This is a genomic window from Pseudoalteromonas sp. SCSIO 43095 (assembly GCF_023650455.1).
Lineage (GTDB): Bacteria > Pseudomonadota > Gammaproteobacteria > Enterobacterales > Alteromonadaceae > Pseudoalteromonas > Pseudoalteromonas tetraodonis.
In genome coordinates this window covers 401,669-419,361 of sequence record NZ_CP087996.1, presented here as the reverse complement: position 1 = coordinate 419,361, position 17,693 = coordinate 401,669, and the positions used below count along the sequence as shown (strand labels likewise).

Here is a 17,693-nt window from a genome sequence, read left to right as displayed (position 1 = left end):
AAACTTAAAAGTAGTGGTGGCACTCAATGCAGCCACTACTTTATGAAAATTTGAATTTATTCTGATTTATTAGCTATTTTTTGAAGATTTTCATGAATTTTAAATAATACAATTAACAGCTCACACCAGATACGCGCACCAATCGCCCCACCAACAATGATAGCCAAACCACTGATGACGCCACCACCAAACTTAGCAAACATTGTAGTAAGACCTGAAATCAAAGTCCCTATTAAAATTAACCAGTAAACAAATGTAATTATTTTTGGCGTTAACATTGAATCAAAAAAGAATATATCTTTCATTTTATAGTCCTTTAAAACTCCGTATAAGAATACTAGCTTAGCGGAGTTATAAACTAAGCTAGTAATTTAGAATTTTTATTAGTTATTTAAACTATCTAACTCTTTTTCAAGATCTTTCATTGCTTTTTGGGCTTTAAACTCTTCGTAAAGCGCTTCGCGTGAACTGGGATCTAAACGCTTACCAGATTGAGCTACAAGGTTATTAAATGTTTCTTTTGTATTGCCCATTACAACGAATGTACAAAGCTGCTTTACCCCGTCTAATTTCGCAAATGCCACTTCTTGTGGCACAGCACCCACAAGGCTTTGCTGTGCAACTTGTTTGCTTACTTGCTCAAAAGTACCGCCAACATTTAGCTCATCATTACTTTGTGCTTTACGTTGATATAGCTTGTCCATAACGCTTGCTTTTACCTGTATTTGCTGAGATAAATCAGCGCGAGCTGCTGCAATAGCTTGCGCTCTATCGGTAGACATACTGCCAGACCAAGGAACGCATGATGACGATGCTAAACCTTTATCAGAGACAGGTAATAACACCCAACTTGGTACTGAATCATTTTTTGCTAATGGTGCCGACTGTGTGTTTTCAGTGCTTGAACACGCACCTAATGCTAAAGCGGCTATAACGGGTAAAAACTTTTTCATTTTAAATTCCTTTCAATTGCTTTTGATAATAAGCGGTGCGTTTTACCACTTTTTGTAAATAATTACGGGTTTCTTGCGCAGGTAAATTGTTAACCATTAAGGTATAAATTTTCTCTGCAGACATTGAATTAGCTGCAATACTTGCCTGATTAAGTGATTTAGAGCCACTCAGCGTTTTGGCTACGTTGCCAGGGCCAGTATTATAAGCGGCTATACTCATGTAAATTCTTGATTGCGCATTACGCACATTTTTAAAGTAACGATTACTTAAAATATGCACATAAGTGCTGCCTGCCTCTACGTTATTATCAGCCTGAAATAAATACTCAGGGCTAAGTAATAGCGGTTTACCTTGCAAAAAGTTGCTCACGTCTTTACCCGCTGATGTCGGGACAATTTGCATCAATCCAAAAGCAGGAATTGGGGAACGAGCTAGTGGGTTAAAACTTGATTCGGTATGAATGATGGCTAATAACAATGCGGGATCTAAGTTGTAACGTTTAGCTTGTTGCTGAACTTCAGGTAAGTATCGTTTTGCTTGGTTAGAAAGCGTATTAGCAGGCAGCTTATAGCTAATTGTTACTCTGTCTTTTTGCTTAGTTATAACAGGTGCCTTGGCAGAGAGTACCTCTTCTACAATCTCTGTAGAAAGTACTGTTTGCTTAGCTATTTTTTTAGGTTGGGCCGTTGCTGATGGCTTATTTCTTTGAATTTTTTTATTTAATGGCTTACCCGTAGAAGTGAAGCTTTTATTATTAGTGGTTTTATTAGCAGTAATATAAACGGGATCATTTGCAAGTGTTTTATCTACCGTGACTTGAGAAAGCTCATTTAATTGCTGTTTTGCATATTCAACAGCTTGCTCGTTGTTTTTGCTATTTAAAAGCTCAACTACAACCTCACCACTCTCAAAGTTTACACTGGTACGCTTATTTAAATCACCACTGTATTTTACCCACACTTTTGAGCTTGGCAGACTTGGATCTTGCCATTTTGTCGTTATTTGTTTTAAATATGCATCTTGCGCATCACGCCAGGCAGTTACAAATGCGTCAAATTCTTGCTTTTGTTGTTGCTCAAACTGATTAAACTCACTTTGACGCTTTTTTAAAAAAGCTTCAAATTCAGCCTCATCATTCGTTTGAGCTATGCTAGGCAAACTCATTGTTAAATAAGCGAATGCGCCTATTTTTAGAAGCATTTTAGCTCTTAAATGCATTTCTTATATCCCTATAAAATTAAAAGTAGCTACTCAAATCATCAGCAGGTAGATTATCAAAAGCAGTTTGAGCTGCTAAATTTAACCGCTTACAGTCTATGCTATCGCATTGTTGGGTTAGCGAAATAACTTGTTTATAACGACCATTAACAAACCAGGTTTGTGCAACTGACGCCTTAGCTTCATCGAGCTTTAACTCACTCACTTTTAAATATTTATCGAGATAGCCTAAACGTTGCTCTTCTGGTGATTGATCTGCAACTAACGCCACCGCATCAGACATCGTTGTAGGGTGATTCAATGCAACTTGTAATAAAGGGCGTAAGTTTGTTTTATCTTTTTGGTTTCCTATTTGCCACGCAGCTCTAACGGCAAGACCTGCTTCATTAATATCTTGCGCAGCAGGTGTTACAACGCCGGTACAAGTTAACCATTCTTGCTGTTTCTCTTGTTTATAGTCAGTAATTTCAGCGTCAATAAAGCTTACCGATGCTGGCAAAGTAATATTAAGCTTTTTAGCTAAAGTATTTTTAATAATACTGCGCTGTGGCAGAGTCAATGCATTTCTACATGCCTGCTCAAGCGCATTTTTTGCACTCGATTTTAACGCCATTACTCGGGCGTATTGTCCATTAGCCTGAGTTTTAAAAAAAGCAGTTTGCTGTTCAATGGTTTGCTCTGAGTCAAAGGTGGCCGAAGCCACCAATGAAAGCGCTAAAATAGGTGCTAGCATTAAAGTTCCTCTTCGCTCGCTACTTTACCTGATGCCCCCTGAGGATTTGCCGCTTTTTCATTTAACCCACCATGGGCTTTAATTTTATGACCATAGCGACTGACACCGTTTACTGTTTGTCCATTATTACCGGTCATTTCTTTTGCAGCTTGGCGCGCAGTTGCCTCTAGACTTGGCGCGTAAACCGCAACACTGTATTGCCAAAAGCCATCATCACTTGCAAAGCTTTTAACACTTACACCCGGTGGTAATTTCCCTTTAGCAACTGTTGAGTACTCGTCTGACGTTTTTAATTGATTTAAAAATGTACTGCGGTCTTCTTCGAGAATTTTAACTTGTTGAGGATCGTTTAAATATGGGTCTTCGTATTCAAACTGCTTTGTGCCTTCCATTTGGCTTTCATCAAAGCTACCTTGCCAATACACTTTTTCACCTTGAATAGTGGCAAGCAAGGCAGAACGAGCACGTGTTTGCGATTGAGATTTAGCAACACCTTTAAGTTTACGGGCAACCGTTTTATTTCGGTTTTGACGAGCAATGGCTGAGCCGTAACCTAATATGATGACTTCTCCTGTGTCCGCATTAGTTAGTACTTTAGCCCCAACAGGAGGTAAAACGCCACTTTTTACATCACCAATTACTTGTTGAAAAATAACATTTGGTTCAGTAGTCACTGCAACTGCACCACGATTCCCTTTAATTTGTGAACGCGTTTTAGGAGTAGATATTAAACTTACACGCACTTCTTTTTCATCAGTATTGTCGTAAACATCATAAGTAACAAAACCCGCAAGCGAACCTGATACAGACTCTTTACACGCTTCCAGCATATTAGTCTGTTCATTTACAGTACTTTCAACACCCGTATCGATAGAGTCCATACTTGCAGACACTACATTACCACATTGATGGTCAACTCCTTTCATGTTTTCAATTAATTGTTTTTTTGCAATTAAATAAGCTTGATTATAAGCCCCGCGTTTAGAAAGTAACGATGCATTCATATTATCGTAAGTGTTATAGCTAGCACTACCGATTGATAAAATACCGGTACCACTGCCAACCTGAATCATTTTTATGCCATCTTCGTTATCATCAATTAGTGCCTGATGAGCTACAGCAACCGCAACATTTGTATCTTTTGCAACCACTACATCGCCAGAAACTTGCGCTTGATCAGCACCCGCTACTTGTGCGCCAGGGCGAGCAGGTATCATGTCTGTTAGGCTAAACTCTTCAGCTGCGATCGCAGGCATAGCTAAAACCATTGCTAATGTTAATACTTTAAATTTCATCATCTATCCTTATTTATACCTGAGTGTAAAATCGTCTTCGACTGTAATTTTTGAAAGGTTTTTTGCTGTTATTGTCATTAATGCTTGATCGAGCGCATTAGCAAGCTCACCGGTATTACCTTTAAACCTAAGGCTTGCTACAGTATATTTTTGTTGTTTGTGTATAGATACGTCGCTTACGCCACCTAATGTACTTAATACATCATGCAGTTTTTCTGGTTGGGTTAACTTATTACTTGGCAACATGACTTCACGAACTAAGCCCCCTCTTGCAACAACTTGAGTAAAGGCATTATTAAGCGTGTTATGAAGTGCTTTTGATTGTGTCTCGCTTGCCAAATGTACAGCCATTAAGTCTTTTTCAACGTATGGGCCTTTAGGTAATGACATAAATGAGGGGTCGTTTTTCCATTGACCATAAATATTTCCAGCTAAATCTCTAACGTCAGCAGTTAAATAAAGCTGCCTATTGTTCCCTCGGCTAATCACTGTAGATTTTGCATAAATAGCTAAACTAGCTGCATTACCAACTTCAATACCCTGCTCGTTTAGCCAAACTTTAAGTTCTGTTTTTAGTGGCTCCGGTGCAATAATTTGCACTCTAGGCGAGCCTATCATGCTCATTAATTTAGATGCTTTTTGAATGAGAGGTGCTTTCTCTACCACAGCCATAATAGTAACTTCTACTCCCCCATTTTTGAGCTCTTTGGTTTGCAGTGTTTGCCACTCTTTAACAAGCCCTTCACTATGACTCGAAAGCTGTTGCCCTATCAGCTCTTGCATATTTGTTGACTCGTTACCGTCAACAATACTCATACTCGTGCTTGAAGATTGCGTATGTTGCTGAGTAAGCCACACACCTACAACTTGCGATACAGCACGTTGTAAAGCGTCTTGTTCAGCTATAGTTAGTGCTGTTTTACCTTCTTTTTTCCAGCCTTGACCTATTACTGTCACACTAATATTTTGCGCAGTTTGCTGCCAGTTTTGCTCTTTCGGCTCCCCTATCTCTTGCGGGTTTAGACTTACAGTCATGCACGTGTCGTTACCGCTTAGTGTAGGTGCTGAGTAATTTAAAGGAACAGCGCCGGCACTCAACCCTTCCATCATCGTAGTGCGATGCTGCTCATATAAGCTGGCTGCATCATCATCTAAACTGGTTGTTAAATGTTGCTGTGCACCTTGTGTTGTAAGGCTTTTATTACCTTTAATAAAACTGATTAGCTCAGCACTTGCCTGAGCTTTTGCACCAGAAATAGCCGTGCTACCTCGACCATAAGCACACGCCTGTGTTTGCAATGTGCCATCAGCCAATACGTCAACCTGAGCTTGTGCACTTAAAGAACACAAAGCTAGTAGGCCAAGCTTTTTGATCATGTCCTATTCTCCAAAAAGTCTGCAGGCGTGCCTACCGATACAGCAAATATTTTTGCACCATTTGATGGACGGTAAATTCCATTTTCAGCTTTGTTTTTTACATCATCAGCTGCATCAGAGTCTTTCCAACGAATAATTTCACCATTAGCACTACTACGCGAAGGGTTTACATTGGCAACTCCAAGTGGCTCAACAAATCCAGCCTCATAGCTAAAAATGATCATTGTTTCGTTAGGCAGCACACCAGCATTTTGGCCTCTGTCTAAGCTAATTTTGTTACCTTTAATACCTAACACTTGTGCTGTTGCTGGCATTTCACTCAACATACGAGTAAGTAAAATATCAATACCGCGCGATCCCATGTCACTAAGTACTGCATTTACATGCGCACTTTGATCAAAGTGAAAACCCGCTGCATAGCGTCCGCTTACTGTTGTAAACTTTAACTCTGAGCGATCACGTACATCTTCCGATTTAACACGAATCTTTCCTAAATTAGGGTGCGAGAGCTTTTCACGTGTTTGTGGGTTTATTACGCCAGTTGTTAGCTCTAATGTATAGTCAGCCCAATCTGTGATCGCCCCTTCTGTTTTTAATGTTCTTAATGAATCTATTTTCACAACAAAATCAGGGATTAATGCTTTAACTTCAGCGCGTTTAGCTGCTGTTGCTACACCTTGTTGTTGTAAAATTAACTGCTGTTCTTTTGAAATAGCATCATCATCACGTGTAACAATTCTAAAGCGATTAATACCAGCAAATTGATTTTCGAGCATAAGCAATAAATTTTGATTATCAAACTCACGCATTGCATCAACACCAATACCACTTCCGCTTACACCAGCTAAGTCAAAATACATACGTACAATAGGTTTTTTAAGTGGGCAACTATCAGTTTCATTATTAATATCGAATGTGCAACGCTCTAAACCTTGAGTATCAAAGTAGGGCCGGCATTGTTATATCTTCATCTTCAAATACATAGGCACTTTTAGCGATTACTGTATTAGATGCGTTATTGCTTACAACACCGGATTGAGTCGTTCTTCCCTGTTTTGGGGTTGCGTTACAACCAGCCAATAAGGCAATTGTTAGTGCAGAAAGAGTTAAGTTTTTGACTAAGTTCATTGCAATTCCTAATTATTAAACAGCCACTGACTTGCTGGCGCTTTAATTTGTTTTACTAAGTTGTTTATTACGCTTTGTTTTGCAATTTCTCGAGTGCTGGCGCTTTCTTGAGCGGATATATCGTGCTGTAACAGCACTTTAAATGGGCTGACACTGCGAGTAAGAGCAATAGTTAAGTTTGCTTTTGCAAGGTACTTCTCATTGGTTTGAGCAAACTGCCATTGTAATTGTGGCCGAACCCATAAGCGTGTTGACCCGCTGTGGGGTAAGGCATCGCTTAATGCTGACTTTATTTGGCTAATATTATTAGCACCAATCACATCGCAAGCTACCGCATCTAGCGCAAAGGAATGCGCTTGTAATAATTTATTTAATGTTGATTTTATAAATGGTTTAGAACCAGAAAGATGCTCTAACAAAGCTAATTTTTTTGAAGCAAGATTAAGCTCTCCAGTCATTTTAAGGGCCCATATGAATCGCTGCTCTACATTTTTTTGGGGGGCAACTATTTGATGTAACGCTTCTAAATCAGACTGAAGATTAGCAATTAAAGTCGCTTTTTTTATGCCCACCTTTAAAGCAAATAGATTATTTTGATTAACTGAATTAAGCTCTTCAAGCCCTGTTAATGTAACCGGTAAACTTGTTAGGCTCGTAGTTTGTTCAAAATAGTTATTTACTCGATTATTTTGCTTTTTTAGCGTTTGTAATTGCCGTGTATTTACATCAATGCTTAACTGAGTAGTAATGTCGGCTATAGCCGCTTGCTTTGCAGCTGAGCGGCTCTTATCTATACCAACTGCAGTGATATATTCATCATCTTTATTTGAACTAGTTACCCAGTCAGGCCAAGTATCAGCAGAGCAATTAAAAGCAAATACCAATAAAAAAGCAAAAGAGCATAATTTCATTAGCCTTTCGCTTCTTGCTCAAGCTGAAGTTCATTTATAGCTGTAATAGTTGCTTGTTCAAGCTCAATAATTTCGTTTGCTTCAAGTGCTAATTCAAGCTGCTCTTTTGCTTTCACTAGAGCATTACCTATATCTTTTGGATCCTCTTCTTTTTCAGCGTTTTCTTCATCGCTTGATAACCAAGAGCTAACTAAATCACCTCCCATTCGCATCGCTGTAACCTTAGCAACTGCAGTACTGTGCTGGCTCAAAATATAAGCAGACTTAGCTATTTCAACTGTTAAGTCTGTCGCAAGCTCAACGTTTTGTTGGTAAATACTTTCGTTAGCTATATTATAAGCCGCAATTTTATGACCAATTTCTTCATCTTTATTTTTAGCCCCTGCATCAAATTCAACAATGGCAGCTTGTAATTGTTCAGGTGTAGAGTTCTGATGCGCGTATAAAAATGCTTGTACATCTCTATAGTTATCAGTTTGAGTACGATACTCGGCCATAACCTTGCGTTGACGCTCTAAAATAATGGCGGACATATTTAAAAATTCATCTATGCCTGGTTGCACTTCAACAGGGTGAAAATAGCCTAAAGTGTCCATACGAGCTGTTAATTCTGCAACGACTGCATTTCTGTCTAGATTAGCAGATGTACCTGTATCAGTTGTTGATACACAACCGGCGAAAAGGGGGGCGAAGATAATGGCAGATAAGATAGCTTTTTTCATTAGGTTATTTCCCTGTACTTATAAAAACACAAGAAAGCACAAAGCTAAGCTATTGACTAAATTCATACTTCCTTGAACATTTAATTAGAATTACCAAATTTATGAAAAAATGCAACTCTACAAATTAAGAACTTTTTATTTATTTACCTTTCATTTTATTACAAATGTAACGCTGGCAAGGCATTCAGCCAGCATTCATACTTTTATCTCATTTTTTAAAAAATTTAAATTTTTTTACTAAATAGCACAAACAGGCTTAGATTTAGTATAAATAATAAACTAGCCTTCTAATGCCAGCCATATGCCTACTAGCACCATTAAGCTGCCTGCAATTCGGTTCATCCATTTTATGTTATCGCCTCGGCTTAAAAATAAACGTAGGCTTTTACCGCCTGTTGCATAGGCGAGCATACATAAAAATTCGCTTACCATAATAACTAAAACAAGCACTAAAAGTTGTGGGGCTACTGCATGCTGTACACTAATAAAGGGCGGCAATAGTGAGATCATAAACGCCCAGCCTTTAGGGTTTGCAATGGCCGTTACAAAGCCTTGCGTAAAAAGCGACTGTCGGCTTATATCGCTTGGGCCATGTGTATTAATTGACATTTTACCTTTGGCGCGCCACATATTTATGCCTATATAAATTAAATACCCACCACCTACCCATTTTAAAATAGCAAAGGCCTCTGGGTAATTGAGCATTACACCTGCGACACCGAGTACCGCAGCAACGGCAACACTTGCGACCCCTAATAACTCACCTATCATCATCCAGAGTGTTCGGCGTACACCTATGCTCATGCCGAGTGTCATGGCAAGGGTCATACACATACCGGGGGTGATAGATACAAAAAAGAAGGTAGGAATAAAAACCGCAAGCGCTGCTACATCAATCATTAATTTACTCTCGTATTCAAACAAAAACGCGGCTACTTATAGCCGCGTTTTGCTTACTTATGTTTATTGCTATTGCCCTGTACTTGCCTCTAGTTCAGTAATTGCCTCTACAGGCTCTGCTTTATCATTTAACAAATACTTATCTAACCACTGCTCTTGTTCCCACAGTACGTGTAATAAACTTTTACGTGCGCGATAGCCGTGGGCTTCGTAAGGCAGCATTACTAAACGAGCATCTTTACCTAAGCCTTTAAGCGCTGCGTACATGCGCTCACTTTGCATTGGAAAAGTGCCTGAATTAGGATCTTCTTTGCCGTGGATCATCAGCATTGGCTCGTTAATTTTTTCAGCATGAAAAAACGGCGACATATTAGCGTACACATTTTGTGCTTGCCAAAAATCACGCTCTTCACCCTGAAAACCAAACGGCGTTAAGGTACGGTTGTACGCGCCACTGCGAGCAATACCAGTTTTAAATAAATCACTATGTGCCAACAAATTTGCCACCATAAATGCACCGTATGAGTGCCCAGCTATGGCTATGTTGTTTTTATCGGCAATGCCTTTTTTAACTAATACATCAACCGCTGCTTGCGCGCTTGCTACAAGTTGTGTTCTAAAGTTATCGTTTGGTTCGCTGCCATCAATACCTACAATCGGCATTTTAGGATCGTCAAACACGGCAATACCTTTAGCAAGGTAAGGCATAGGGCCCCAATAGCCTATGTAAGTAAATTCGTATGGCGATTCGCGCACTTGTGATGCTACGGCTTTATCTTTGTACTCGAGCGGGTACGCCCACATAAGTACCGGTAACGGGCCTTGAGTTGCATCGTAGTCTGGCGGTAAATAAAGTGTGCCCGAAAGCTCTACGCCGTCATCACGTTTATAACGTAATTGCTCTTTTGTCACCCCTTTAAATGCAGGGTATGGGTGAGCAAAATTAGTTAATTGAGTAAGCGTATCGTTATCTAAATCACGTATAAAAAAGTTAGGCTGCTCAGTTTTAGACTCTCGCACCGTTATAAAGCGCTCGCCTTCATCGTCAAGCAAAGCACGAACACGTTCGTAGTATGGCGCTTGTGATTGCCATAAACGCTTGCTGCTATTCGTTTTTACATCGTATTGATCTAAAAATGGAATATTACCTTGCTCTGATGCGCCGTTACCGCGCAAATACATATAACGCCCGCCAACAATTTTAATAACGTTAGCACCTAAATCGTTGCGCTCGTAAATAAAGTTACCTGGATCTTTATACGCATCGTTATAACTGCGCTCTGAAAACAGCACGCGGTTTTTATCGGCATTACGTGGTTGAATAACGTACGTGCGAACTTGACGGTCGCTAAAGCGCCAATCGCTCAGTATGGCAATATTTTGGTTAGCCCACTCAATACCTGCAAAACGGCGCTCTACTTTTGCAAACAGCTTAGGCTCGCGTTTAAACGGCGCACGTAGGCTGTAAATATAGTCATGGTGCTCAACGTCAGTTTTCATGTCGCCGCCATCTTGCGCCTCGGCCCAAATAACTTCTGCGCCTTGGTCGGCGCGCCATTCAAAGTTGCGTCGGCCGGTGCGAACACTGTCGTAGCCTTGTGGAATATTATCGGCAAGGGGTTGTTTTGCAAGCTCGGCTAATGCGTAACCGCGCATTCCCCATATTTGCCAAGTGCTGGCAAAACGGCTGTACGGTACTTGATACGAAAATGGCTCGTTTATCGCAGCAACTAAAATATTGGTTGAGTCTGGCGATACCGAAAACGATTTAAACAAAGCAGGGCTACCAATGGCTTGTGTATTACCATCAAGCGTTACATAAGCTAATTGCCCTTGGCCGTAGAATTTAAATTGTGCTTCATCAAACGGACTGGTTAATAAGTTTTGATAAGTACGCGCTGGCGCTTTTTCGCCAGTGCTTTGCTGTATAACTGGCACAACATTTTGACTGCTGTTTTTAAGCGCGGGTTTACCTATGTTAACCGCTAAATTGGCAATCAGTGCACTTCCATCGGGTAGCCATTGGTAAGGCATAGCGGTAATAACAGAATTAAGCGCTGCGCTTGAGAGCATTTTTGCTTGTTTAGTTTCTACACTGTATAGCCATAAATTTGCTTGGCTTTGTTGCTCTACAACAAACGCTAAATATTTACTGTTAGATGACCATTTAGGCGAGCGAATAATACCACTTGGTAAATTATTAATATTAATAACAGTGCCGCTTTGCACATGTTTAAGATCAATTGCGCTGTATTTAGCACTCACACGCGAACGTGAAAAATTAGCAGGGTTAAGCTTTATGCCGGCAAGCTTGAGCTCATCTTTGGCAAGCTCATCGAGCGTTTCCACGCGTTTACGCTCAAATAAAGCAAGCCATTGGCCATCGCTCGATAAAAAACTTGTAGGTGCTAATTTTGCATCGACCACAGCAGCAAGCTCAGGCGATGGTGTTTGATAACCTTGCTCAGCATAGCTGTTTGGCATTATTACAACACAACAAATAAAGGCAATTAAGAGCCTAAATGCGTTCATGTTTTTATCCTTATGTTATTTTTAAGATTATAAAAGGTATATAATCACGTTTTGACCTGTTCATAAAGTATTAAGCTTTAAATTGCAGAGTTAAGAGATGACTTAAATAGATTAAATACGCTACACTACGCAGCTATTTATTTACTACTTCGCGCATAAATACCATGCCTAACAAAGCTAAATCGGTCACTATTTTTGATGTTGCCCACCTTGCGGGAGTGTCTAAATCGACCGTATCGCTGGTACTAACGCAAAGTAATAAGGTTGCTGACAAAAGCAAACAAAAAGTGCTACAAGCTATTGACGAGCTGGGTTATGTGTATAATCGTGATGCAGCGGCTATGCGCTCTGGGCGTTCAAACTTAGTGGCTGTTGTAATTGATGATTCAACAAACCCGTTAATGGCATTACTTGCTAAAAATATAGAGCAAGTATTAAGCGAGGCTTTTTTTCAGGCCATTATTGTTAGTAGTAACAACAGCGTAGAGCGCCAAACGCAGCTAATAAATAATTTAAAAGAATACAAAGTAGCTGCATTTATAATGTGCCCTGTGGCTAATACCTGTGCGCAGTGGATCGACAACCTTGCAGCCACCCACCCCGTTATTAGCCTAATGCACGAAGTACCTTACAGCTCAGCTCCATGTGTTTTACCCGACTACACTAAAGCAAGCCATATAGTTACATTACAGCTAATAAATGAGTCGCCTAAAAACATACTGTTTATGGGTGATGAAAGCTTATCGACAGAGGATTTATTAAGCGGCTTTAATAGTGCGTGTAAAAAACACAATATAATCCCCGAGCCAGCTATTACGTGCACAAAAAACACCTCATTACATGCAAAGCAAGTATTTAATAACACATTACTTAATAAGCCGAGTATTGATGCGGTTGTATGCGCTAACAACATAATTGCGCATGGCGTTTTAGCCGCCGCCCCACACTTAAAAAACAATATAGTAAGCTGCTTGCATATTCCTGATATTACCCAAATGCAACCGCGCTTTACTTGCGCCAATATAAACACCCAAGAGCTTGCTAAGCGCAGTATTTTAGTGCTGCAAGAGCAACTACAAAACAACACTGCGCCAGTAAAAACACTGGTAAATGTAAACCTACAAATTAGAGAAACACCGTAATGAAAAAAGTGCTGGTAATTGGCTACGTATGGCCAGAGCCAAATTCGTCTGCTGCGGGTACGCACATGATGTCGTTATTAACCGCGTTTAAAGCGCAAGATTGGCAAGTAGAATTTGCTACCCCAGCACAGCGTACCGAACACATGGTAAATTTAGATGAGTACGGCATAAGCAGTCAAAGCATCGCACTTAACTGCGATAGTTTTGATGATTACGTTAAAGCCTACAACCCAGACATAGTAATGTTCGACCGTTTTATGATGGAAGAACAATTTGGCTGGCGCGTAGATAAGCATTGCCCAAATGCACTTAAAATTTTAGACACCGAAGATTTACAATGCCTGCGCAATGCCCGCCATGAAGCCCATAAAGGTGAGCGTGAATTTACCACCAGCGATTTACATTCAGACATAGCTAAACGTGAAATAGCCGCTATTTTACGCTGCGACTTAAGCTTAATTATCTCAAGCTATGAGATGGAACTACTCAATGAAGTGTTTAAAGTTGAGCCTAGTGTGTTACATCATTTACCATTTATGGTTGATTTAAGCGCCTTACCTGAGCAAACTAAATCGTATGAACAACGCCAACACTTTATGACCATTGGCAACTTCAGGCATGCCCCAAACTGGGATGCGGTACTGTATTTACAAAAAATTTGGCCGCTTATCCGCAAACAACTACCGCAGGCAGAGCTGCACATTTATGGCTCTTACCCGCCACCTAAAGCCACCGCACTCAATAACCCTAAAACCGGTTTTTTAATTAAAGGCTGGGCAGATGATGCTTATGAAGTAATGCAAAGCGCGCGGATTTGTTTAGCCCCGCTTCGTTTTGGTGCTGGCATAAAAGGCAAACTTTTAGAGGCCATGATCATGCAAACCCCAAGCGTCACCACGCCAATAGGTAGCGAAGGTATGCATAGCCATTTACCATGGCCTGGGGCTATCACTCAAAATGCAGAAGAATTTGCAAACGCTGCTGTCTCAATTTATACCAATCAAGCTGAGTTTACAGCTGCACAAAAAGCTGGTAATGAGTTACTTCATACACTTTATGATAAAGCGCAGTTGAGCGACAATTTAATCGAAAAAATTCAATTAGTAAGCCAAAATTTATCGGCCCATAGAATGAAAAATTTCACCGGTCAAATGCTAAAACATCACACCATGCGCAGCACACAATACATGTCGCAATGGATAGCAGAAAAAAATAAAAAATAACAGTGAAAAATGACTAGACAGACGGCGATTTGTGTTTAAAATCGCCGCAAATAAACTTGGGCAATTTTAGCATTATTGCCTATATTTTTAGCTTAGTTATTTAATAGTTGGTTCAAAACAAATTTGAAAACCGCAACGTTTACAGAAAAACGCAAATTTATCGTTAAATTGGGCAAAATGCTTCATAAGTACGGTACACCGGCATATCGCCTAGAAGCTCATTTAATGGAAGTGGCGACTTACCTCGGTCTTAAATCATCGTTTGTCATGTCGCCAACATCGGTTACCTTTGTTATTTGGACTGATGGCCACGAAGATGAATACACCCATGTTGCCCGTGTAGACCCTGGCGATCATGACTTAGGCTCACTTGCAGATACCGATGATCTCGTCAATAAAATGCTTAATGATGAATTAACGTTGCAAGAAGTTGATCAGCAACTTGATATCATTTTTGATGCCCCAAACCCTTACAATAGAGTGATTACAGGTATTGCCTTTGCTACCTCTGGCGGCGCATTTGCAATGCTTATGGGTACCAGTTGGAATGACGTGCTGTGGTCTGGTTTATTAACCTTTGTTGTTTATTTATTTGTGCTGTGGTCGGCACGTTCCAAGCGCGTTGCCCACATGTTAGAACCCTTAGTGGCCATTGTTTCAGCGGTACTGGCGTGTGCCATTAGCGTTCATTTAGATGCGCATATTAATATTCGTTTAATTGTTCTGTCGGCCATTATTGTGTTTATTCCAGGCCTAGCACTGGCACTTGGTTTAGCTGAACTCGCAGCGCGGCATTTAGTATCTGGCACAGCACGCGTTATGGACTCGTTTATGTTGCTGTTTAAGCTTTATTTTGGTGCATTTATTGGTATTGCTATTGGCTTTGCTATTTTTGGCCAAGCTGATTTTGTACAGCCAGAGCCACTGCCTAAATGGACAGCTTGGTTAGCTATATTTTTACTATGTAGCAGCTTAATTGTGATATTTAGAACTAAGTTTAAACATGCTGCTTGGTCTATTGCTTCAGGATTTATAGCCTACGGCACCAGTATTGGCTCCGCCATGTATTTAGATTACACGCTGGGTACCTTTGTTGGCGCATTTTCTGTCGGTGTATTTAGTAACTTATTTAATCGCGTTGCAAATGCCCCAGCTTCTATTGTTGCTATGCAAGGCTTAATTGTACTGGTCCCCGGCAGTAAAACTTATATTGGCTTAAACTCGCTTATTGAAGGCCAAGACTTTGTTTATGCTGAACATATTGGGCAGCAAACGTTTTTAATATTTATGTCGCTTGTAGCGGGGCTCATATTTGCAAACGTGGCGCTTCCTCCTAAAAAGAGTCTATAAATGTATGCGCGGTATTGCACAAGAATCACTTCACTTAACGTCCTCTTTTGAGGATTAATCGCATTTTTTAGTATATTGGTTACACATTGTTATAATGAGATAAATCTTATAAAGCAAAGGAAATAACAATGCTAAAAACTAGCTTAGCGCTGGCAATTGGGCTTTCAAGCTCAGTTGCATTTGCGCAATCGGCCATCACTGTTGAAGACATTCCAAAAATTAAATCTGTGATCCAAACCAGTGTTAGCCCAGATGGCGACAACGTTGCGTTTACACGATCGTTACCGCGTACATTATATGTTGATGAGAACGGCAGTAATTACAGTGAACTTTATGTTGTGGATGATAAAGGCGTTGAACGTCCTTTCATTACCGGCTCGGTTAATATTAAAAGCATAGAATGGTCAAACGACAGTAAAACAATTTACTTTTTAGCGAAATTAAAAGACGATAAGTTTACCTCGCTTTACCAAATACCTGTTGATGGCGGCCAAGCACAACCTGTTCTTGCTTTAAAAGACACATCAATTTCAAGCTACAAATTAAGCCCAGACAACAAACAGGTGGCTATTTTAGCAATGCCTGCAGCAGACAAGTCAGAAAAAGAACTTAAAAAACTTGGCTTTAAAGCTGAAGTATATGAAATGGGCTTAAAGAACAAGCAGCTTTTTATTGTTGACTTAGCAAAATCGGATAAGCCACTTACCCCCACCGCACTCAACGTTGATAATTACGTGAGTGACGTTAATTGGGCAGCTAATGGCGAAAAACTACTGGTTAAAACTCAACCTACCGCATTGATTGATGATAAATACACAAAATCTATGTGGCATTTGTTTGATATTGCTAGCAATAAAGTAACATTATCGTTTAAAACTGAAGGCAAGCTAGGTGATGCAGAGCTGTCGCATGATGGTAAATACATTGCTATTTTAGGTGCAGAAGATAAGCATGACCCTGCAACAGGCCGCTTATTTATTGCTGACACTAAAACCGCTGAAATCACTGAATGGTTACCTGACTTTATGGGCCACATTGTTGATTTTGAATGGTCGCATAAGCGTAATACACTTAACTTTATTGCCAATGTAGGCACGCAAAGTTTTGTAGCGAGCATTAAAACGGGCTCTAATAAATACAAAAAATTAGTCAAAGAAGGTAAATTTATTGCCTCACAATTAAGTGTTTCAGATTCAGATAAAACACTCGCACTTCGTGGTAATACCGCAAAACACCCTAACGAAGTGTTTATTGTGCGCAGCAATAAAGCAACACGTTTAACCGATTCAAATAGCTGGTTAAATGATAAACACTTTGCCAAGCAAGAAACCATTACGCTGAAAGCACGCGACGGCGTTGAGCTTGATGGTGTGCTTGTTTACCCATTAAATTATGAAAAAGGCACACGCTACCCACTTATTATGTCGGTACATGGTGGCCCTGAAAGCCATGATAAAGACGGCTGGGTCACTAACTACTCACGCCCAGGTCAAATGGGTGCAGCACGTGGCTATGCGGTGTTTTATCCTAACTACCGAGGCTCTACAGGTAAAGGCGTAGATTACTCAAAATTAGGCCAAAACGATTATGCAGGTAAAGAGTTTGACGATTTAGTTGACTTTAAAAATCACCTTGTTGATATGGGTTTAGTAGACACTAAACGTGTTGGTATTACTGGGGGATCTTACGGTGGTTATGCATCGGCGTGGGGCGCAACAAAACTAACCAAACACTTTGCTGCCAGTGTTATGTTTGTGGGTGTCACCAACCAACTGTCTAAATTTGGTACTACTGATATTTCTAACGAAATGAACCTAGTTCATGCGCGTTCATACCCATGGGATAAATGGCAGTGGTACTTAGAGCGCAGCCCTATTTACTGGGCAGGCCAATCTGAAACACCTTTGCTTATTATGCATGGTAAAGACGACCCTCGCGTTCACCCTGCACAATCTATGGAGCTTTACCGCTACATGAAAGTGCAAGGTAAAGATGTACGTCTTGTTTACTACCCAGGTGAAGGTCATGGTAACCGTAAAGTGGCAGCGCAATACGACTACAGCTTGCGTTTAATGCGCTGGATGGACAACTATTTAATGGAAGGCAAAAAAGAGATGCCTGCGTTTGAAATTGACCATGCTGCTAAGTTAAAAGAAGTTAAAGACGCAAATAAATAAGCACTTATAAGCGCTGTTTAATTTTAAAAGG

16 protein-coding genes are annotated in these 17,693 nt (G+C 40.2%); 4 read left to right on the top strand and 12 right to left on the bottom strand.

Going from position 1 to position 17,693, the window contains the following annotated elements:
• Positions 1-56: 56 nt before the first annotated feature.
• The 12 genes from LOC50_RS16225 to LOC50_RS16170 form a co-directional block, all read right to left on the bottom strand.
• A complete protein-coding gene (locus LOC50_RS16225; RefSeq protein WP_069439142.1) occupies positions 57-305 on the bottom strand; it encodes a DUF4282 domain-containing protein in 249 nt (82 codons plus the stop codon).
• A gap of 78 nt (positions 306-383) precedes the next feature.
• On the bottom strand, positions 384-953 hold the full coding sequence (locus LOC50_RS16220) for a hypothetical protein (protein ID WP_250653965.1): 570 nt from the start codon (positions 951-953) through the stop codon (positions 384-386).
• 1 nt (position 954) lies between these two features.
• Positions 955-2,154, bottom strand: a complete 1,200-nt coding sequence (locus LOC50_RS16215; protein WP_250653964.1) for a murein transglycosylase domain-containing protein — start codon at positions 2,152-2,154, stop codon at positions 955-957.
• Positions 2,155-2,191: 37 nt separating this feature from the next.
• On the bottom strand, positions 2,192-2,905 hold the full coding sequence (locus LOC50_RS16210; RefSeq protein ID WP_069439139.1) for a hypothetical protein: 714 nt from the start codon (positions 2,903-2,905) through the stop codon (positions 2,192-2,194).
• On the bottom strand, positions 2,905-4,161 hold the full coding sequence (locus LOC50_RS16205) for a hypothetical protein (RefSeq protein WP_250653963.1): 1,257 nt from the start codon (positions 4,159-4,161) through the stop codon (positions 2,905-2,907). The genes LOC50_RS16210 and LOC50_RS16205 overlap by 1 nt, the downstream gene beginning before the upstream one ends.
• 48 nt (positions 4,162-4,209) lie before the next feature.
• Complete coding sequence (locus LOC50_RS16200) at positions 4,210-5,577, bottom strand: hypothetical protein (protein ID WP_214552449.1); 1,368 nt, start codon at positions 5,575-5,577, stop codon at positions 4,210-4,212.
• Complete coding sequence (locus tag LOC50_RS16195) at positions 5,574-6,437, bottom strand: hypothetical protein (protein WP_250653962.1); 864 nt, start codon at positions 6,435-6,437, stop codon at positions 5,574-5,576. Before LOC50_RS16195 ends, LOC50_RS16200 begins: the two co-directional genes overlap by 4 nt.
• 79 nt (positions 6,438-6,516) lie before the next feature.
• Positions 6,517-6,705 (bottom strand): hypothetical protein, encoded by a 189-nt coding sequence (locus LOC50_RS16190; RefSeq protein WP_250653961.1) that lies wholly within the window; start codon positions 6,703-6,705, stop codon positions 6,517-6,519.
• A gap of 8 nt (positions 6,706-6,713) precedes the next feature.
• A complete protein-coding gene (locus LOC50_RS16185) occupies positions 6,714-7,616 on the bottom strand; it encodes an LPP20 family lipoprotein (RefSeq protein WP_248532545.1) in 903 nt (300 codons plus the stop codon).
• The gene (locus LOC50_RS16180) at positions 7,616-8,338 is read right to left on the bottom strand and encodes a hypothetical protein (protein ID WP_069439134.1); all 723 of its coding nucleotides are present in this window, start codon (positions 8,336-8,338) and stop codon (positions 7,616-7,618) included. Before LOC50_RS16180 ends, LOC50_RS16185 begins: the two co-directional genes overlap by 1 nt.
• Before the next feature lie 279 nt (positions 8,339-8,617).
• A complete protein-coding gene (locus LOC50_RS16175; RefSeq protein ID WP_069439159.1) occupies positions 8,618-9,238 on the bottom strand; it encodes a LysE family translocator in 621 nt (206 codons plus the stop codon).
• 69 nt (positions 9,239-9,307) lie between these two features.
• Complete coding sequence (locus tag LOC50_RS16170; protein WP_250653960.1) at positions 9,308-11,770, bottom strand: S9 family peptidase; 2,463 nt, start codon at positions 11,768-11,770, stop codon at positions 9,308-9,310.
• A 164-nt stretch (positions 11,771-11,934) separates the two neighbouring features.
• On the opposite strand from LOC50_RS16170, the gene LOC50_RS16165 reads away from it, so the two are divergent.
• From LOC50_RS16165 to LOC50_RS16150, 4 genes are all read left to right on the top strand, one after another.
• Positions 11,935-12,912 carry a LacI family DNA-binding transcriptional regulator gene (locus LOC50_RS16165; protein WP_250653959.1) on the top strand — a complete coding sequence of 326 codons (978 nt, stop codon included), beginning with the start codon at positions 11,935-11,937 and terminating at the stop codon, positions 12,910-12,912.
• Positions 12,912-14,135, top strand: a complete 1,224-nt coding sequence (locus tag LOC50_RS16160; protein WP_250653958.1) for a glycosyltransferase — start codon at positions 12,912-12,914, stop codon at positions 14,133-14,135. Before LOC50_RS16165 ends, LOC50_RS16160 begins: the two co-directional genes overlap by 1 nt.
• A gap of 123 nt (positions 14,136-14,258) precedes the next feature.
• Positions 14,259-15,485: a threonine/serine exporter family protein gene (locus LOC50_RS16155; protein ID WP_028834183.1), complete on the top strand. Its 1,227-nt coding sequence runs from the start codon at positions 14,259-14,261 to the stop codon at positions 15,483-15,485.
• A gap of 128 nt (positions 15,486-15,613) precedes the next feature.
• Positions 15,614-17,662, top strand: a complete 2,049-nt coding sequence (locus LOC50_RS16150) for a S9 family peptidase (RefSeq protein ID WP_250653957.1) — start codon at positions 15,614-15,616, stop codon at positions 17,660-17,662.
• Positions 17,663-17,693 lie beyond the last annotated feature (31 nt).